Below are 19067 nucleotides of genomic sequence, written 5' to 3' on the forward strand. Positions count from 1 at the left end.
AAATAATGAATTAAATCATGTGGTTAAAATATGGGCTGGTTGAAGTGGCTCAAATCAGCCTAAATATGGTTGATTTGAGCCACTGGTGTTGGTTCAACCGTCAATCATTAACCTAAAAATAATCGATATGCTGGATTCTGCGATTCATCCCAATACGGGTAGCCCAATTGCTTAAGGAATGTATCGAATGCAGTTTTTTCCTCTGGCGGCACTTGCATGCCAACCAGTACGCGACCAAAGTCTGCACCATGGTTACGGTAATGGAACAAGCTAATATTCCAGTTATGCCCCATGGACTCTAAGAAATTCATCAGCGCGCCCGGTTTTTCCGGAAACTCAAAACGGTACACTACTTCGTTAGTGGCTTGTGGTGCATGGCCGCCCACCAAATGGCGTAAATGCAGTTTGGCAACCTCGTTATGAGTCAGGTCTAACGCTGGTAAGCCTTCATTTTGTAACGCTGCGACCAATTGATCTGACTCTGTGGTGCTCTGAATTGCCACGCCCACAAAAATATGCGCATTCACCGGATCTGAGTAGCGGTAGTTAAACTCGGTAATATTGCGATTGCCCAGTAAGCGGCAGAATGTTTTAAACGCACCCGGTTTTTCCGGAATCGTCACTGCCAGCACGGCTTCGCGCTGCTCACCTAACTCGGCGCGCTCTGCAATAAAGCGTAAACGGTCAAAATTCATATTCGCGCCAGAAGCAACCCCAATCAGTGTTTTGCCAGTTAGGTTGTGGCGTTTTGCATACTCTTTTAAACCGGCAGTGGCGAGTGCACCCGCGGGTTCTAAAATACTGCGCGTGTCTTCAAACACATCTTTAATCGCGGCACAAATCGCGTCGTTATCGACGACGATCATTTCATCTACATATTGCTGACACAGTGCAAACGTGTGTTCACCTACTTGTTTGACCGCAGCGCCGTCTGCAAACAAGCCCACTTGCTCTAGCATGACGCGTTTGCCCAATTTAAGTGACTCGGTCATGGCTTCCGCATCTTTGGCTTCTACGCCGATGACTTTGATTTCTGGGCGCACAGCTTTGATGTAAGCGGCAATCCCCGCTAGCAAACCACCGCCGCCTACGCAGCAAAAAATGGCTTCGATGGGCTCGGGGTGATCTTTCAGAATTTCTAGCGCAATGGTGCCTTGACCGGCAATCACATCGGGGTCATCGTAAGGGTGCACAAATGTCAGGCCTTGGGATTTCTCCAGTTCCAGCGCGTGCACATACGCATCGGAATAACTGTCACCAAATAGCACGACTTCTGCGCCACGTGCTTTTACCGCGCTAATTTTGATTTGTGGCGTGGTGGTCGGCATGACAATCACCGCTCTGCACCCCAATTTTTGTGCGCTCAATGCAACGCCTTGTGCATGATTACCTGCGCTGGCGCAAATCACCCCGCGTTGTAACGCATCTGGCGACAGATTGGCCATTTTGTTATAAGCACCACGCAGTTTAAAAGAAAATACCGGCTGCATATCCTCACGTTTTAGGAGTACGCGGTTATGGATGCGGGCGGATAAATTTGACTGAAACTCTAAAGGCGTTTCTTTGGCAACGGCATACACTTTGGAATGCTCTATTTTTTCACGGTAAAGGGTAGCGGGTGTCTGCATGCGAAATTTAAACCGTCATATTTTTATAAGCGGCTTTTGCGGTGTATGATATGAAATTATTTGTATTATAAAAGAAATAGTTAAGGATTTACTGAAAATGGCTTATACGCAAGACGAATTAAAGCAACAAGTAGCAAAAGCAGCAGTGGAATATGTCAAAGAAGGCATTATTGGGGTGGGCACAGGGTCTACTGCCAATTTCTTTATTGAAGAACTGGCGAAAGTAAAACACAAAATTGAAGGTGCCGTTGCAAGCTCAGAAGCCACTGCGCAGCGTTTACGTGGTCACGGGATTCAAGTGTTCGATTTGAACAATATTGACGGTATGGATATCTATGTGGATGGTGCAGATGAAATTACTGAACACATGCACATGTTAAAAGGTGGCGGCGGCGCACTGACACGTGAGAAAATTGTGGCGGCAGTGGCTAAAACATTTATCTGTATCTGTGATGAAACCAAATATGTGCCGGTGTTAGGTAAATTTCCGTTACCAGTAGAAGTGTTGCCAATGGCGCGTAGCCAAGTGGCGCGTGAGCTGGTAAAGCTAGGCGGTCAGCCAAAGCTGCGTGATTTCACGACAGACAACGGTAATGTGATTTTAGATGTGTATGGGTTGACGATTTCTGATCCAGTAGCGATGGAAGCCAAGATTAATCAAATCGTGGGCGTAGTGACCAATGGCTTGTTTGCAGCAAGACCTGCGAACGTATTGTTACTTGCAACGTCTGAAGGTGTGAAAACCTACAAAAAGTAATTAGGTAAAAAATAACAAAAACTATCATATTGTTGTCACAACTCTTTGATAAGTTTGCAAGATAATAAATTAGGATACACATATGCAATTTGAACACACCTCAAAACAATACGATGCCGAACTAGAAGCGGTACGCGCCAAAGTACTTGAAATGGGTGGCTTGGTGGAACAGCAAATTGTAAACGCACTCGAAGCTTTATTACGTGCTGATTTAAAGTTGGCTAGAGATGTGATGCAAAGTGATGCACGCGTCAACGCATTAGAAGTGCAGGTAGATGAAGACTGTAGCCACATCATTGCGCGTCGTCAGCCAGCTGCCGGCGACTTGCGCATGATTATGATGATGGTGAAAACCATTACTGATCTTGAGCGCATCGGTGACGAAGCGACCAAGATTGCGCGTACGGCGCAGCGTATTTATGAAGAAGACCGCATGTTTAAACCGCGGTTTACTGAAATCAAAACCATGGTGAAAATTGTGCGTGAAATGCTACGCACTTCTTTAGATTCATTTGCCCGTTTGGATGTGAGTCAAACCCTAGAAGTGGCTAAGCAGGATGAGCAGGTGGATGAGCAATTCCGCGCTGCCATGCGTCAACTGATTACGTTTATGCTGGAAGATCCACGCACGATTTCGATGTCACTCGAAGTATTGTTTGTGGCCAAAGCGGTAGAGCGTATCGGTGACCACGCCAAGAATATTTCCGAGTACGTGGTGTACATGGTCAAAGGCAAAGATATTCGTCATACCAGCTTGCAAGATATCGAACGCGAAACGCTTTCTTGATTGCTTAGCTATATAAAAAAAGCACCTCATGGAGGTGCTTTTTTTATATACGTACCGCGGAGATTTTTAAATGAATACTTTTAAACAAGGTGTTTCAAAACTTAGGTATTTAAAAATCTAGGTATTTAAAGTCTAGGGTTTTTCTGGGACATAGCCGCTAGCAGTATCGGCGCCATCCCCAAAAAAGTATTTTTCTGTTTGCTCGGATAAATACTTACGTGCGGAAGGGTCTGCTAAACTCAAGCGGTTCTCGTTCACCAGCATGGTTTGTTGCTTGAGCCAGGCGGCCCATGCTTCTTTGGAAACTTGCAGGTAAATACGTTTTCCAAGCTCACCCGGGTAGGGAGGGAAGTCCATTCCATCCAAATCTTTACCTAACTTAATACAATGTACTGTGCGTGCCATGTTGTGCCCTAACTGATTACGATTCATCACAAAACAATATGATAACGCATGTTAAAATAGCAGGATAACTTTTTGACCATATGATGCCATGAACGACTCAAATTCTAACTCTACCAGCCACCAAGAAAGTCCTTTTAAAGGTAAAACTGGTTTGCGCCGCTTGTTGAATGCCTTTGGTTACTCACTCGATGGCTTTAAGGCAGCTTTTAAGCATGAGGATGCATTCAGGCAAGAAGTATTTTTAGCGTGTGTGCTGATCCCACTGGCTTTGTATTTGAGCCACGAGCCATTACATCGCGCTTTGATGATCGGCAGTGTTTTTTTAGTGTTAATCGTCGAGTTGCTCAACTCTGCGGTTGAAGCGGTAGTGGATAGAGTTTCCATTGAGCGCCATGAACTGGCTAAACGTGCCAAGGATATTGGCAGCGCTGCGGTGTTCATCGCACTGCTCAATACTGTGGTGGTTTGGGGTTTGGTGTTACTAGGCTAGGTGATTAGTCGTTGGCCAAATACGCTTTAAACGCATTGTTTAAATAATCTAATAAGGCATGCGCTGCCGGCATCGTGCTCACACGTTGTGCGGTGATAAAGTGCAGTGGCACAGGCTCCGCGGCATAATCTTCTAGTGCGAGGATTAGTTTGCCAGCGCGCACATCGTCCAAGACATCGAGCTTGGATTTATAGGCAATACCTTCGCCGTCTACCGCCCATTGACGCACCATATCTCCATCGTCCGATACCTTATTGCCACTGACCGTGGCAACATATTTATCATTGGCTTGTGCAAACTGCCATTTGTTGTGCACTACATTATTCAGCATAAAACATAAGCAAGTGTGCTGTGAGAGATCCTCTGGCTGCAAAGGCTTTCCATGCTGGTTAAAATACTCTGGTGAAGCACACACCACACGGTGGTTATCCGCGACAAGAGGGATGGCATATAAGCCGGAGTCACTAGGCGTGCCGTAGCGTATCGCCACATCCACCGGCATTTTGTATAAATCGAAGATGCGGTCACTCGGCATCATCTTGATTTCCAACTTGGGGTGTAAGCGCTGAAATGCATTCATGGCACTCCGCAACATGCCGCGCCCTAAGTCTGAAGGCATGGAAATGGATAATCGGCCACTGATTTCCCCTTGTTTCAGCGCAATCGCAGACTCACCTTGTTTGATTGCTTGCAGCGCAGCCTTGGCATGTTCTAAATATAGTTGACCGGCCTGCGTCATGCTTAAACTTCTGGTAGTGCGTACAAATAGTGTCGTGTTTAAGCTTTGTTCCAAGCGTTTAATCGCTATGCTCGCTACAGCAGGACTAATTTCCAGCGATTTGCTGGCTGCTGAAAATCCCCCGTGTTCGGCAACACGTACAAAGATTTGAATGTCATCTAGTCTTACCATACGATGTGATTATCAAAAAAATATTGAAAGTAAATTCGATAATACCATGTTTATTGTTAATAATTTAAGCCGTAGAATGCACGAACATATAGGAAAGGATGCGGTATGAAAGCGGTTGGCTATTATCAAAACCGAGCAATCACAGAAGCGGATGCGCTGGTGGATTTGGAACTGCCAATGCCACATGCGGAGGGGCATGACGTATTGGTGGAAGTGAAAGCTATCTCAGTCAATCCGGTGGATACCAAAGTCAGAAAAGGCATGGCGCCAGAGAGCGGAGCTGCGAGAATATTGGGCTGGGATGCTACTGGCGTGGTGGCATCCGTAGGCAGTGAGGTCATCCAATTTAAGGCGGGTGATCGCGTCTGGTACGCAGGGTCACTTGCCAGAGCTGGTAGCAATAGTGAGTACCAATTGGTGGATGAACGCATTGTGGGCCATATGCCTAAGTCACTGAGTTTTGCAGAGGCGGCCGCTTTGCCATTGACCAGCTTAACCGCTTGGGAGCTTTTGTTTGATCGATTAGAAGTGCAACGCGCGCAGAGACCAGCATCGTTGCTGGTAATTGGTGCATCCGGTGGGGTCGGCTCAGTATTGGTACAGTTGGCTAAGCAGCTCACATCGCTGACGATTATTGCCACAGCTTCAAGGCCGGAGAGCACTGCATGGTTGCAAAGCATTGGTGCGCATCATGTCATCAATCATCATCAGAATATGCAAAGCCAGCTGGCGGCACTTGACATCACCGCCGTGGATTATGTGATTAGCCTGAATAAAACGGATCAGCACTTTGCGCAAATCGTGGAAATCATTCAACCGCAAGGCAAGTTTGCCTTAATTGATGACCCAGAATTGTTTGATGTGAGAAAACTCAAACGTAAAAGTGTGTCCTTACATTGGGAGTTGATGTTCACGCGCGCGTTGTTTAATACGCACGATTTGATCAGACAGCAAGAGATATTGAATCAGGTTGCGCAATATGTCGATCAAGGTCTCATCAAGACGACACTTAATCAACACTTAGGGCGTATCAATGCGGCGCATCTGAAACAAGCGCACGCCTTGCTAGAAAGCCAGCAAGTGATTGGCAAGATTGTATTAGAAGATTTTTAATTTAAATAAGGAAAATACGTATGGACTTACAACTTAAAGGAAAGCGCGCATTGGTCAGCGGTTCTACAGCAGGCATTGGTTATGCCATCGCCGTGGCACTGGCAAAAGAAGGTGCACACGTCATCGTCAATGGTCGTACACAGGCAGCTGTCGATAAAACGATCGAGAGTATTCGCCAAACCACAGGACAAACTGTACAAGGCTATGCTGGCGACCTAACACAGGCGAGTGTGGCCAATGCATTATTGGCGGCTTATCCCCAAGTGGATATTTTGGTCAATAATCTGGGCATTTTTGAACCCAAAGCCTTTGAAGAAATCCCGGATGAAGACTGGACACGTTTCTTTGACGTGAACGTGTTGAGTGGCGTGCGTTTGGCGCGTCAGTATTTGGCGGGGATGAAGCAAGCAAACTGGGGGCGTGTTATTTTTATCTCCAGCGAGAGTGGCGTGCAAATTCCGGCAGAGATGATTCATTACGGCATGACCAAGTCTGCACAAATCGCAGTGGCCAGAGGGTTGGCCGAAGCGGTAGCCGGTACCGGTATTACCGTGAATAGTGTATTGCCGGGCCCGACCAAATCACGCGGCGTGGAAGATTTTGTAGATGCGTTGGCGGCAGGCAAGTCGTTCGAAGCGTTTGAGCAAGAGTTTTTTGACAAGGTGCGCCCAACTTCGCTCATTAAGCGTTTTGCCACGCCGGAAGAGGTCGCTGCGATGGTGACTTATATTGCTAGTCCACTCGCGTCAGCCACTACGGGGGCTGCGCTTAGGGTAGATGGTGGTGTAATTAAGAGTGCGTTTTAAAGCGCAGAGGGCGTGATGCCCTCTGCAATGCGATGAGATTAGAAGTCTGCCCGTACGCCCATCAGTAGTGAGCGCTCACCTGCAGGTGAAATGTCTTTCAAGAACGAGGCGTGTTCGCGAATCTCTTGGTTGAGTAAATTGTTGGCCTTGGCAAATAATTCCACATGCGTTTTTACCGGTAGCTTATAGGTCAACAAGGCAGACACATTGGTGTAGCCATCCGTGGCTAACTCATTGTCTGCCGTGTTGTTTTGTTTAAATGCGTGCAAGACATCAATACGTGCGCTGAAGCTGCTAAATGCATATTGCAGGCCAGTGCCTAAACGTAATGGTGCAATGCGTGGCAGGTAGTCATTAGTATGCGTTTCTTTGGCGTGCACATAGTCACCACGCACTAGCCATTGCAGGTGATCGGTCAGTGTAAATTTTCCTTCCGCCTCTAAACCTTTAAACACGGCGGGCACTGCACGGAACTGGGCTTCTGGTAAGAACTCACCCGGTTCGACTTCGATATCGTTCCCCGTGCTGAATAGGCCGATGAAATTGCTGAAGCGTGTGTAGTAAGCGCCAATGCTAAAGCTATGCAAACTATTTTTCCAGCGTAATTGCGCATCCACGCCGTTGGAGCGTTCGACATCAAAATTGGTATTGCCTACCTCAAATTGACCGGTCGCTACGTGCGCGCCGTTGGCGTATAGCTCGAAATAACTGGGTGCACGCTCATTGTGCGAAAGATTGCTGGTCACAGACCATTGTTCATTCAAGCTATATAACCCGCCCAAAGCAAAGCTGTGCGGGTTAAAGCTATTCTCCTGCCCAGCACCAAAGTTGGCATTGGTTTTAGAATCTACCGTGGTATGGCCCAGACGACCACCAAACGTGATTTTATGTTTGGCTTCTGCAGTGCCTAGTGGTAGTTCTTCATACACATAAAGTGCTTTGTTTTGCGTGTTCACGCTGGGCACAAACGCCTCTTCGCCAAGCGCCTCAAAATTAGTGTTGCTAAATTGGTAGCCAATCACGCCGTTTAATCCAGCAATCGGCGCATGTCCCGCTTCAAAACTTCCCTCAATGCCGCGATTTTTGAAAGTGGTGCCAATCTCACCATCTTCCAGTTCGCTATGCTCATAATCGGTATGTGCCAAGCGGAACTTCACGCGGTGAACGACAGGGCCTAGGTCGGTAAACTCGCTGGCGATGTCCCAACGTTGGCTTTGCATATCAATGCGCACCGCTTCTTCCGCCACCACGCCGTAGTTATTATTGAGTGTAGAGACGGAGGCGCCGATATAGCCATTGTCAAAGGTCAATGCTGCACCCAACGCTGCGCCATCGCCATCGGCACTACTATTCACAAGCTTGCCCTTGTTTTCACGAGGCGTACCATCGGCCTCACTTTTGCGGCGGGATACAGCAAAGCCGGGAATATCCAAATCATCGGTCTTGCGATTGTATACATCGGCATGAATGGCAAATTGACCGTTACCAGCATCCACGACTGCGGCTGCATTGCGTGTGCTGTCAGCCCCTCCGAATCTTGCTTCGGCACGTCCGGTCACACCGTCTAGTTGCTCCTTGGGAATGCGATGATCAATCGCATTGACTACGCCACCCACCGCGCTACCACCGTAGAGCAAAGCAGCTGGCCCACGCACTACATCAATTTGTTCGATAATCAGCGGGTCTATTCCTACCGCATGATCAAAACTAAGGCTAGATGCATCCAATACACCAATACCATTTTGCATAATGCGTACGCGCTCGGCATCCAAACCGCGGATCACTGGCCGTGAGGCATTGGGCCCAAACTGCGTAGCGGTCACACCGGGAATACCGTTGAGCGTTTCACCTAGGGTACCCTCACGGCGTAGGCTCAGCTCACGGCCATTGAGTACAGAGACTGGCACCACTAGCTCATCTGAAGCCACCCCCAGCGGATTGCCTGTCACAGGAATACTCTCCAAATGAATGGCATTAGCGTCATCGGCGAGTGCGGCATGACTAATCAGACAACTCACAATCAGTGGTATGGATTTTAATTTTAAAGCAGTGGGTGCGACATGAGCACGCGTATAGGGTGAGTTTGGCAACATTGAAACATCCTCAAATAAATAGCAGAAAGCCAACCAATTTTGGTTGGGAGCATTAAGATTTAATTGAGATAAACAGGGGGTGCGCGGGCGCGATAAGTGGCAGGTGCAGTGGATAGATGCGGTTGGACAAATGCGACAGCAAGCTGAAACGTTGCCTGCAACAAGGGAATAGTAAATGTGTGTACCAATGTGCCAGCTGCGGATTGTGCATAGGCTAAACACTGGCTACATTGATCCGGGCTTGTGTGCTGATCGGGTAGTGTCTGTTGTGTAGTATTGCTGAAATGGCTGATTTCATGCGTAGCTGCGCCTATTTGCGTGAATGCAAATAGGACAACGAGTACGACATGAAGGACTAGCTTATGCAACATAATTGCATTTTAGCAGGAGAATGCTCAGATTCAAATAGGGAAAGTGAGAATGAATAAGGCTACCCTGAGGTAGCCTTATTCATTACAAAGTTAGAGCAGTCTAATTGCTAGCGTCAGATAACCTAGTATTAGGCGAATAATGCGGCGGCAAAAATAATGGCGGAGAGTGCAATCACCGTGAGGCTTTGCCAGTCTTTGGCGGCAAACACCACTGGGTCATCATCTACCTGACCACGGTGCGCTTTCATCCACATACGGCTGGTCCAGTAAAGAATAATGGCCGGAATCAGCCATAGCCACATGGTGTTGGGGTACATTTGGCTGGTTTCTGGGCTATTGATATACAGTGCCAAAATAAGTACCGAACCTAAGCCAGCACTTACTCCAATTGCCATCAGCACAGGTAAGTCTTCAACCGAGTAGCCACGGCCGGCTGGTTCCTTTTTATTGGCTTGTAGCGTAATCAGTAGCTCCGAGTAGCGTTTGACCATCGCCAAACTTAGGAAGATAAACATTGAGAATGCCAGCAACCAAAATGAAGGCGTAATGTTGGTGGCGGCAGCGCCGGCAATAATGCGCATGGTATATAGCCCGGCCAACATCATCACATCCACAATGACTTGCCGTTTTAAGCGGATAGAGTAAGCCAGTGTCATCACAAAATAGGCCAACAGCACTAACATAAACTGCATGGGCAATAAGTAAGCAATCGCAAAAGCCAGAGCCAGCAAAGCCGGTACCATCAATATACCTTGCCAGAGTGGAATAGTGCAGGCTGCAAAAGGACGTTTGCGCTTACGGATATGCTGTCGATCTGATTCTAGATCAAGTAAATCGTTGAGCACATAGACGGCAGAGGCACATAGGCTAAATGCCACAAACGCAAGGCCAACTTGCGCTAAGCCTTGGATAACGCTCAGTTGATGGGCCGCTAATAATGGGACGACAATGAGCAGGTTTTTAAGCCATTGGTGTACGCGTAAAGCGCGCACATAGACTAGCAGGCCGGCAGATTTGGGTTGAATATGCGCAACAACGGGTATAGTCTGTTTGGCTAATTGCTGCACTAAATGTTGCTGTGCGGAAACTACGATGGCACCGGAGGTGTGAGCCCACACTTGCATGTCTACCTGCGTATCTCCTGCGTATTCAAAGCCTTTTTCGCCAAACAATTTAACCAAGTGATCCGCTTTGCGATGACCGGAGAGATTGACTGTTTGTGAGGTGCCGATCACTTGATCGAAACAGCCTAAATGGTCGGCAATGCCATCTGCCCATACTTGTGGCGAGGCAGTCGCCAGCACCGTTGTTCTGCCCGCAGCTCGCGCATCCACTGCCAATTGCACCACTTCGTCTCGGTAAGGCAGTGTGGCCCAGTTAAATTCTACTTTTTCGGCAATGCGGTTTTTTAAATAGGCCTTGCCTTTGAGTAACCAAAAAGGCAGAAATAGCAAACCGATAGGATATTGTTTGAGCATAAGAAAAAACGCTTCATACAGTAGATCCGTTGCGATCAGCGTACCGTCGCAATCAACGCATAAAGGGTGCTTATTGTTATTCATGTTTATCCTTGTGCCATGATGGCGACGCCAAGCGCAATACATAAAGTGCCAATGACCTTAGCGGTGCTGAGCACTTCACCATTAATAAAAAATGCCAGTAGCATGGTGACCACAAAGCCCAAGCCCACAAATGGGTAGGCAAAACTCACATCAACTCTAGCCAGTACCAATAGCCAAACCGCAGCACTGGCAAAATACAGCGTCAATCCGCCAATCACATACAGGTTGCTACAAATAGACTTGAACATGGCAAGGCTATCTCCCAATTGAATGGTGGCCAGTACGTTGGGGCTGCTCATGCCTGTTTTGAGCACAATTTGTGCGATAGACGAAAGCAGAACACTGCATAGAATAAGAAGGATCAGGGTGGTGCTCATGTCGGAAAGCTTTCTCATAAAGTTGGGGTATTCAATAGAGGTGGGGAATGTCTGCGTTTAAGGATTTGCTCAATGGCATAGGCTGCAAAAATGGCAATAAACGGGTCAAGTGGCAAATGGTATCGATCCTGTGCCACGGTGAATATGGGGAGAACAAAGAAAAAAGCGCTGACCGCGAATAGCACATGGTGCCAAGGCAAGGGTTTGCGCTTGCATAGGTAATAGAAGCCCAAGAGCGCGCAGCTTATCATCAGCCACCAATATAAGGTGGATAGCAGCTTGAGTACGAGCAGGCTGGTGCTATTCAGATGCTTATATAAATCGCCGTTCCAAACAATGCCGATTGTCTCAGATTTATACGTAGTGATCGCCCGTTTCACCATCAGCTGCAAATAACTGAGCGGATTATGTGCGATGAAATCGACGGCTTGTTGCTTAAAATAACGGTCTCTTGCGACTTCATTCTCAAAGGCAATTTCGGGCAGTTCCATGTAGCCGCCATTGGATTGCGGGTTGTTGCCCATCCATAGATTGACCCCACCATTGGCTGAGACCAGTACAAACTGGTGAAATAAAGTATGGTTACGATACACCCAAGGCGCGAACAGGATGGCGGCAGTGATCACTGCGATTGCGCCATGCACAATAGCATGCCGTAGTTTTTCGCCTGAAAACCAGCTGAGCGCTGGGAATAGAGCCAACAAGGGTAGCGCAGTGGGGCGAATATACGTGGCGGCACAAATGCATGCACCCCACAGAATTGCCCGAAAGGTCGGTTGGAGTTGTTTGGAGCCCCATACATAAATAGCGGCCAGAATAAAGAAAATAAAAATAAGCTCACTGGCCAGAATGGTCGTAAACTCAATCAGGATAGGCCAACATGCAATGAAGATGGCAGTGAGGTTGGCTGCGACTTTACTTAAATAACGTGCTGCAATGGCATGTGCTAACCAGACAATGGCCGTACCAATCACAAGATTAAACAGTACGATAGGCAAGAACGATTTGCCAAACAAGAAGTAGAGTGCGGCATAGATGGCTGAAGTGCCGACTGGCCAATACACAGTAAGGTTGCCTGCCGGAAAAGCATAACCGTTGCCTGATGCAATACTATGTGCAAATGCGTTATACAGGTAAGAATCGGCGACAGGATCTACTGCCACTAAAAATGCCCATACAGCACGCACTACAAAAGCAATGATGCAGATTGACAGTATGTTAAATCGAGCAAGGCTATTGAACGCAGTCATGCAATACATGAGTCTGGAAGAGTTAATAAGAGATTAACAAATTTTTACGCCCATTTGTTGTTCTCTCGCGCAATCTATGTAGATTTTGTACGATTTCCCCCCAAATGGGGAGGGTGTGCTTACCGCAATACCTCAAGTTTAAGTGGTAGCGGGGTGCCCAGCCATTTTGCCTCTGCCGTATGTGCCAGATAATCATCTGCCAATAATGGGTGAATCAGCACAGATAGGCCTTGCCGTAAGGTGTCTATGCTGGCCATGGCGTAGTTGATGCAATCTGCGGGTATATGCAGCTCAAACATAGGTTTGGGGTGTGGCCCAATCGACATGGGAATGAGCTGGCCGCGGTAAGTCAGCTGCGGAATATCTTGGATAATCTGTTCACGCACTTGGGCTGCCAGCACTGTTTGCTGTATATCAAAGTAAACATGGGCATGAAACGTGTTAATCGCGTAAGTGGTTGTCTTTTGCATAAACTTGCTTCAACAGGGCGCGGCCCTGTATTCCTATCAGTAGACCGATGAATATTGCCAGCATGGCATACATCATGGTGAACAATACCTCATTGTAGGTTTGTCTATCAATACTATCCGCATAATTAAACAGCGCGATGATGCATAAGGCCAAACCAATCAGCGTGGCCCATGTGGCGATGAGCAAACATAGCAGGCCGAAAAACTTTTTAAGTCGACAATTGTGGATGTGATGGTAATGGGGAAGCATGGCGCAAGAACTTAACGATGCATGGCAAGATGACTTGATGAAAAGATAGTCAGCTAGTGTAGACCCATGACTAGACCATTGAACACACGCATGACACGATGTTTTGTAAAAAATTATTGATATACTTACTCATCAGCCATTGTTATCGTTTAAACATCACTCAAGGAGCCCGTCATGATCTTGCATCAAAAAGCCGTATTTAAGTTTATTGTGGCCGCATATTGTGTTTCAAGTATCAGTTTAAGTGTGGCGGGTGAGGCCATACCCGAGAGCAGCAAGCCGGTTACGGAGCAGCTAGTCAATACGCTGACTAAGTTATCTGGCGGCCCACATGCAGGCTATCGTGCTAATCATGCAAAAGGCTTGGTGGTCAAAGGCGAGTTCACGCCTGCAACATCCGCCGCTAGCGTGACGAAAGCGGTGCATTTGCAAAGTGCAGCTACGCCAGTGATTGTGCGTTTTTCCAACGCTACAGGCGTGCCTAATATCCCGGATGCCGACGGCAATGCTTTTCCCAAAGGGATTGCCATACGTTTTCAATTGGCCGATGGTAGCTATACCGATATCGTGAGTATTTCTGTCAATGCTTTTCCTGCCGCTACGCCAGAGGATTTTTTAGGCTTACTCAATGCGGTGGCCGCGTCCGGTCCAGAGGCAGCCAAACCAAGCCCGGTAGAACAGTTCTTGGGAAGCCATCCGGCAGCGTTAAAGTTCGTCACGACACCTAAACCTGCGCCAGTGAGTTTTGCCACACAAGCGTTTTATGGCGTGAATGCGTTTAAATTTACCAATGCCAAAGGCGAGGTGAGCTATGGCCGCTATCGCATAGAACCCATCAATGGACAGCAATTTTTGAGTAAGACAGAGCAAGAGAAAGCTGCACCGGATTATCTGATGCAAGAGCTCCCAGCTAGATTAATGAAAGAGGCCGCGAGTTATCGTATTTCTGTGCAGCTGGCCGATGCGGGTGACGAAGTGAACAACGCCACTGTCATTTGGCCTGATACTAGACGTGTGGTGGAGTTGGGCACGCTGACTATCCGTGCGGTGGATCCGGACGGCAAGACCTTTGAAAAAAACAATATGTTCAATCCGCTTGTATTGGTAGATGGCATTGAGCCAAGTGCCGACCCTATCTTGCTAGCGAGGCCATCGGCATACGCAGTCAGTTATGGCCGTAGGTTGAGTGGGCAATAATCAGTATGCAATAAAAAAGGCGCTACAGAGCGCCTTTTTTATCATTCACTTTACAGATTAAGCAGCAAAATTAGCAGCAGCAAAATCCCAGTTCGCTAATGAAGCTAAGAATACTTCAACGAACTTAGCACGCGCATTGCGGTAATCAATGTAATAAGCGTGTTCCCACACATCAATGGTCAATAATGCGGTATCGCCAGTCGTCAATGGTGTGCCAGCTGCGCCGGTGTTGACGATGTCTACTGAGCCATCGGCTTTTTTCACTAACCATGTCCAGCCAGAACCAAAATTGCCTACGGCTGAAGCTTGAAATGCTTTTTTGAACTCGTCAAAAGAGCCCCATTTTTTGTTGATCGCATCGGCCAATGCGCCAGTAGGTGCGCCGCCACCGTTTGGTGTTAAGCTGCTCCAAAAGAAGGTGTGGTTCCAGATTTGTGCAGAATTGTTATAGATGCCGCCGGAAGATTTTTTGATGATGTCTTCCAAGCTGCTGTTTTCAAACTCTGTGCCTTTGATCAGGTTGTTCAAATTGGTGACATAAGTTTGGTGGTGCTTACCGTAGTGAAACTCTAAAGTTTCTTCTGAAATATGCGGCGCTAAAGCATTTTTAGCATAGGGCAGTGCTGGTAGTGTATGTTCCATGGTTTTTTTCCTAACAGGTTAAAAATTATTATTGGCACGTCTGAATGGTCACGTCTTAATCATATAGATGCGCCCAATGGGTGACAGTTTCAAGGCCTAAATCAAATTTTTATTCATTTCTTTTTCGCGCGCGGGTGTGCGGCGTCATACACCTTGGTGAGATGTTGGTAATCTAAATGCGTATAGACCTGCGTGGTGCTGATGTTGGCGTGCCCAAGCATTTCTTGCACTGCACGCAAATCTCCACTGGATTGCAATACATGTGTGGCAAAGCTGTGACGTAACATATGCGGATGCACGGCAGTATGTAAGCCTTGTTTAATCGACCAGGCTTTCATGCGGTATTCAATATTACGTCCAGAAATACGTCGGCCTTGCTTGCTGATAAACACCGCTTTTTCGCTGGGGTTGCGCATGAGCATGCTGGCGCGCAGTGGCAGCCAAGTTTGAATGGCCTGCGCGGCATGTGTGCCTATGGGCACGATGCGCGTTTTATTGCCCTTACCTGTGACCAGTACCGTGCCTTCAGAAAAGTCGATATGGTCGATATTCAATCCAACCAACTCGCTCAAGCGCAGCCCGGAAGAATAAAACAACTCCAAGATGGCATGGTCACGTTGGCTTAGGACATCATCCTCTTGAATATCCACCAGTTTAGTGGCTTGCTCAATGGATAGTGCTTGCGGTAGCGTTTTGGGGGATTTCGGCGCGCGCATGCCAATCACTGGGTTATGCTTAAATTGATGGCGTTGTACTAAGTAATCAAAGAAACCGCGCCAGCTGGACAACATGCGGGCAATGCTTTTGCCGCCGAGCCCTTTGCCGTGCAATGTGGCCACGTATTTGCGCACTTGTGCTACTTGTATGCTGCTCAATGCGCTAGGCTGGCTAAGTGACAGTAACTGCTGAATGTCACGCGCATAGTTGTTGCGCGTGTTGTCGCTCAAGCCGCGCTCAAAATGTAGAAAGTCTAGGTATTGATTGAGGTAATCCAATGTTGATGAATATAGTTTAATTGATATAGCGTAATAGGGATGCGCTCACCAACTCACCTATACGAGATAAAAACAGCGTGCCCATACCTGGGTAGAAGCGGGTTGCATTGGCGCTCGGTAATACCAATACGCCAAACGTGTCTTTGCCGCGCATCGGAATAATCGCGATAGAGGCAGGCGGCTCGCTAAACCAGCCTGCAATATCCACACTGGGCATGGGGCCACAATAAGGCTGCGATAAATCTTTTGCCCAGTTTTTCAAGGCGTCGTCCGCCACGATAAAAGCGCTGATGCTATCTGCCAACAGGCTAGAGCTAGACCAAAGCTTGAGCTGGCTGTCAGGTAAGTCAAAGTAATCACGTAAATAAGCCGTCAGATGTGCGTTTAATTGCTCAAAATTGGGCGCGCCCAACAAGCCAATGGTGAGCCTGTGCACTTTGTCGGCAGTCGCTTCATTTTCTTCCGCATTCAAAATCAATTCCGTGAATTTAGATTCCAGAATGCGGATTTTGTCGCGTTGTGCCAATTGCTGGCGTTGTGCTAGCGAAATCGCGCCTTCGCCATGCGGGCTGGGCAAAAAGATTTCGGCGAGCAAATGCGCGTTGTGCTCAAAAAACTCTGGGTGCGCTTTTAAATAGGCTTTGATTTCATTTTCCATACGTGACTTTCTGGTGCTTAAGTTAAATATTATGCGTTAAATATTGATTTCGCCATCGAATACGATTTCTGCGGGGCCGGTCATCATCACAGGTTTTCCTTCACCCTCCCAAGCAATGTTGAGATTGCCGCCCCGGGTGTTGACCAGTACCGGAGAGGACAGTAAGCCAAGCTGAATGCCACTCACAGCGGCAGCACATGCACCGGTGCCGCAGGCCAAGGTTTCGCCACTGCCACGCTCATACACCCGTAAGTTGATTTCATGTGGACTTACGACTTGCATAAATCCAGCATTCACGCGTTGTGGGAAACGCGGATGCGCTTCGATTTGCGGGCCATACTCAGCCACAGGGGCTGAGTTCACATCGTTCACGACCGTCACCGCATGGGGGTTGCCCATGGAGACTGCGGATATCTGTATCTCCGCTTGTGCCAGCGCTAGCGGGTACAAGGTTTGTTGTGCAGCTGCGTCAAATGGAATTTGCGCGGGCGCAAATTTTGGTGCGCCCATGTTCACGGTCACTTGGCCATCGTCTTGCAGTTTGAGCGTGATCACACCACTGGCAGTTTCGACCGTGATTTCATGTTTTTTCGTTAAATGCTTATCCACTACAAAACGCACAAAACAACGTGCACCATTGCCGCATTGCTCTACTTCGCCACCATCGGCATTAAAAATGCGATAACGGAAATCGACATTGGGCGTAGCGGTTTTCTCTACCATCAGTAATTGATCGCAACCCACGCCAAAGTAACGATTAGCGATGTGTCGGATTTGTGCTGCAGTGAGTGAAATGGGCTGGGTATAACTGTCAATTACAACAAAATCGTTGCCAGCGCCCTGCATTTTTGTAAAGTTAAGTTTCATATTGCCGATGATAGTGCATAGTGTTGCGTGGAAGTTAGCACGCCCGTACAAAATAATTTTTATGGGGTGCGAACTTAATTTCCACTACAATACCAAATTCGTTGTCCTGATGCACTTGCTTTAGCCTTTAGTCGGTGCGTCATTTCAAACTTTTTTTATTTATATTTTCAAGGCGCATCATGACTCAATATCTTTTTACTTCCGAATCTGTTTCTGAAGGCCATCCAGACAAGCTGGCTGACCAAGTATCCGACAGCATTTTAGACGCAATTTTAGCGCAAGACCCTACCGCACGTGTCGCTGCGGAAACCCTCGCCAATACTGGTTTAGTAGTGTTGGCCGGTGAAATTACTACCACAGCCAATGTGGATTACATCAAAGTAGCACGCGATGCGATAAAACGCATTGGTTACGACAATACTGAATATGGCATTGATTACAAAGGTTGCGCCGTGCTGGTGGCGTATGACAAACAATCGCCCGACATTGCACAAGGCGTGGATAACGCTAACGACGACCCGTTAGACCAAGGTGCCGGTGACCAAGGCCTGATGTTTGGCTATGCCGTGAATGAAACACCACAATTAATGCCATTACCGATTTGGCTCAGTCACCGCATTATGGAACGCCAAGCGCAGTTGCGTAAAGATGGCCGTTTGCCATGGTTGCGTCCGGATGCCAAATCACAAGTGACTATCCAGTATGTTGATGGCAAACCACATAAAATCGATACGGTCTTGGTATCCACACAACATGCGCCAGAAATGACGCTGGAAGCCATTCGCGAAGCAACCATTGAAGAAATCATCAAGCCCATGTTGCCGCAAGAGCTGATTAAAGGCGAAATCAAATATTTGGTGAATCCAACCGGTCGATTTGTGGTGGGTGGCCCGCAAGGGGATTGCGGTTTAACTGGCCGCAAAATCATTGTGGATACTTACGGCGGCGCAGCGCCACACGGTGGCGGCGCATTCTCGGGTAAAGACCCTTCTAAGGTAGACCGTTCTGCTGCTTATGCTGGGCGCTATGTGGCTAAAAATATTGTCGCAGCGGGGTTGGCTGATAAGTGCTTGGTGCAAGTGAGCTATGCGATTGGTGTAGCACAACCGACCAGCGTGATGGTGGAGACTTATGGCACAGGCAAGGTTTCTAACGAAGTATTGACTGCGTTGGTGCGCGAGCACTTTGATTTGCGCCCGAAAGGCATCGTCAAAATGTTGGATTTACTACGCCCTATCTACGCAAAAACCGCAGCCTATGGCCATTTTGGTCGTGATGAGCCAGAGTTTACATGGGAAAGCACGGATAAAGCTGCAGCGCTTAGGGCAGCGGCTGGTTTGTAAAGAATTTACACTCTTTTTAAGTGAGATAAAGGGGGCTTTTTAGCCCTCTTTTCTTTGCATCTAAGGCTTTGTTTTTAAGTAAAAATGCTACTTACT

The 19067-nt window shown here is 47.7% G+C and carries 21 protein-coding genes; 7 read left to right on the plus strand and 14 right to left on the minus strand.

Going from position 1 to position 19067, the window contains the following annotated elements:
* Nucleotides 1-107: 107 nt before the first annotated feature.
* Nucleotides 108-1628, minus strand: a complete 1521-nt coding sequence (gene ilvA / locus A3Q3_RS0110195; protein WP_020183488.1) for a threonine ammonia-lyase, biosynthetic — start codon at nucleotides 1626-1628, stop codon at nucleotides 108-110.
* 97 nt (nucleotides 1629-1725) lie between these two features.
* Between ilvA and rpiA the strand changes: the two genes are divergently transcribed.
* Nucleotides 1726-2385: a ribose-5-phosphate isomerase RpiA gene (rpiA, locus tag A3Q3_RS0110200; protein WP_020183489.1), complete on the plus strand. Its 660-nt coding sequence runs from the start codon at nucleotides 1726-1728 to the stop codon at nucleotides 2383-2385.
* 82 nt (nucleotides 2386-2467) lie between these two features.
* A complete protein-coding gene (gene phoU / locus A3Q3_RS0110205) occupies nucleotides 2468-3172 on the plus strand; it encodes a phosphate signaling complex protein PhoU (protein ID WP_020183490.1) in 705 nt (234 codons plus the stop codon).
* 132 nt (nucleotides 3173-3304) lie between these two features.
* On the opposite strand, the gene A3Q3_RS0110210 is transcribed toward phoU, so the two are convergent.
* Nucleotides 3305-3577, minus strand: coding sequence for an oxidative damage protection protein (locus A3Q3_RS0110210; protein ID WP_025223558.1), 273 nt, complete (start codon nucleotides 3575-3577; stop codon nucleotides 3305-3307).
* Nucleotides 3578-3665: 88 nt separating this feature from the next.
* On the opposite strand from A3Q3_RS0110210, the gene A3Q3_RS0110215 reads away from it, so the two are divergent.
* Entirely contained in the window at nucleotides 3666-4067 is a 402-nt protein-coding gene (locus A3Q3_RS0110215; RefSeq protein ID WP_020183492.1) for a diacylglycerol kinase, read from the plus strand.
* A gap of 4 nt (nucleotides 4068-4071) precedes the next feature.
* Here the strand turns inward: A3Q3_RS0110215 and A3Q3_RS0110220 are convergent, their stop codons facing one another.
* Complete coding sequence (locus A3Q3_RS0110220; RefSeq protein ID WP_020183493.1) at nucleotides 4072-4977, minus strand: LysR family transcriptional regulator; 906 nt, start codon at nucleotides 4975-4977, stop codon at nucleotides 4072-4074.
* A gap of 105 nt (nucleotides 4978-5082) precedes the next feature.
* Here A3Q3_RS0110220 and A3Q3_RS0110225 point away from each other — a divergent pair, with 105 nt between their 5' ends.
* Together A3Q3_RS0110225 and A3Q3_RS0110230 are read left to right on the plus strand one after the other, a co-directional pair.
* Complete coding sequence (locus tag A3Q3_RS0110225) at nucleotides 5083-6090, plus strand: zinc-binding alcohol dehydrogenase family protein (RefSeq protein ID WP_020183494.1); 1008 nt, start codon at nucleotides 5083-5085, stop codon at nucleotides 6088-6090.
* Between the two features lie 20 nt (nucleotides 6091-6110).
* Nucleotides 6111-6896: an SDR family NAD(P)-dependent oxidoreductase gene (locus A3Q3_RS0110230; protein ID WP_020183495.1), complete on the plus strand. Its 786-nt coding sequence runs from the start codon at nucleotides 6111-6113 to the stop codon at nucleotides 6894-6896.
* A gap of 38 nt (nucleotides 6897-6934) precedes the next feature.
* On the opposite strand, the gene A3Q3_RS0110235 is transcribed toward A3Q3_RS0110230, so the two are convergent.
* From A3Q3_RS0110235 to A3Q3_RS0110265, 7 genes are all read right to left on the minus strand, one after another.
* The gene (locus A3Q3_RS0110235; protein ID WP_020183496.1) at nucleotides 6935-8989 is read right to left on the minus strand and encodes a TonB-dependent receptor; all 2055 of its coding nucleotides are present in this window, start codon (nucleotides 8987-8989) and stop codon (nucleotides 6935-6937) included.
* Nucleotides 8990-9048: 59 nt separating this feature from the next.
* Nucleotides 9049-9360, minus strand: a complete 312-nt coding sequence (locus tag A3Q3_RS13880) for a hypothetical protein (RefSeq protein ID WP_020183497.1) — start codon at nucleotides 9358-9360, stop codon at nucleotides 9049-9051.
* 128 nt (nucleotides 9361-9488) lie between these two features.
* Nucleotides 9489-10922 (minus strand): UbiA family prenyltransferase, encoded by a 1434-nt coding sequence (locus tag A3Q3_RS0110245; RefSeq protein WP_020183498.1) that lies wholly within the window; start codon nucleotides 10920-10922, stop codon nucleotides 9489-9491.
* Between the two features lie 2 nt (nucleotides 10923-10924).
* A complete protein-coding gene (locus tag A3Q3_RS0110250) occupies nucleotides 10925-11299 on the minus strand; it encodes a hypothetical protein (RefSeq protein ID WP_020183499.1) in 375 nt (124 codons plus the stop codon).
* A gap of 14 nt (nucleotides 11300-11313) precedes the next feature.
* Nucleotides 11314-12549: a glycosyltransferase family 39 protein gene (locus tag A3Q3_RS13885; RefSeq protein WP_157355103.1), complete on the minus strand. Its 1236-nt coding sequence runs from the start codon at nucleotides 12547-12549 to the stop codon at nucleotides 11314-11316.
* A 119-nt stretch (nucleotides 12550-12668) separates the two neighbouring features.
* Complete coding sequence (locus A3Q3_RS0110260; protein WP_020183501.1) at nucleotides 12669-13019, minus strand: DOPA 4,5-dioxygenase family protein; 351 nt, start codon at nucleotides 13017-13019, stop codon at nucleotides 12669-12671.
* Nucleotides 12991-13206, minus strand: a complete 216-nt coding sequence (locus A3Q3_RS0110265; RefSeq protein WP_198288916.1) for a hypothetical protein — start codon at nucleotides 13204-13206, stop codon at nucleotides 12991-12993. Before A3Q3_RS0110265 ends, A3Q3_RS0110260 begins: the two co-directional genes overlap by 29 nt.
* Nucleotides 13207-13443: 237 nt before the next feature.
* Here A3Q3_RS0110265 and A3Q3_RS0110270 point away from each other — a divergent pair, with 237 nt between their 5' ends.
* On the plus strand, nucleotides 13444-14466 hold the full coding sequence (locus tag A3Q3_RS0110270) for a catalase family peroxidase (RefSeq protein ID WP_020183503.1): 1023 nt from the start codon (nucleotides 13444-13446) through the stop codon (nucleotides 14464-14466).
* A gap of 57 nt (nucleotides 14467-14523) precedes the next feature.
* Here A3Q3_RS0110270 and A3Q3_RS0110275 read toward each other — a convergent pair whose 3' ends face one another.
* The 4 genes from A3Q3_RS0110275 to dapF all read right to left on the minus strand — a co-directional run bounded on the left by A3Q3_RS0110275 (nucleotide 14524) and on the right by dapF (nucleotide 17628).
* Entirely contained in the window at nucleotides 14524-15108 is a 585-nt protein-coding gene (locus A3Q3_RS0110275) for a superoxide dismutase (RefSeq protein WP_020183504.1), read from the minus strand.
* Nucleotides 15109-15221: 113 nt separating this feature from the next.
* Nucleotides 15222-16103 (minus strand): tyrosine recombinase XerC, encoded by an 882-nt coding sequence (gene xerC, locus A3Q3_RS0110280; RefSeq protein WP_020183505.1) that lies wholly within the window; start codon nucleotides 16101-16103, stop codon nucleotides 15222-15224.
* 16 nt (nucleotides 16104-16119) lie between these two features.
* A complete protein-coding gene (locus tag A3Q3_RS0110285) occupies nucleotides 16120-16761 on the minus strand; it encodes a DUF484 family protein (RefSeq protein WP_020183506.1) in 642 nt (213 codons plus the stop codon).
* A gap of 36 nt (nucleotides 16762-16797) precedes the next feature.
* Entirely contained in the window at nucleotides 16798-17628 is an 831-nt protein-coding gene (gene dapF / locus A3Q3_RS0110290) for a diaminopimelate epimerase (protein WP_020183507.1), read from the minus strand.
* A 179-nt stretch (nucleotides 17629-17807) separates the two neighbouring features.
* Here dapF and metK point away from each other — a divergent pair, with 179 nt between their 5' ends.
* Nucleotides 17808-18971: a methionine adenosyltransferase gene (gene metK, locus A3Q3_RS0110295; RefSeq protein ID WP_020183508.1), complete on the plus strand. Its 1164-nt coding sequence runs from the start codon at nucleotides 17808-17810 to the stop codon at nucleotides 18969-18971.
* The last annotated feature ends 96 nt before the right edge of the window (nucleotides 18972-19067 follow it).

Source organism: Methylotenera sp. 1P/1 (genome assembly GCF_000384355.1).
Classification (GTDB): Bacteria; Pseudomonadota; Gammaproteobacteria; order Burkholderiales; family Methylophilaceae; genus Methylophilus.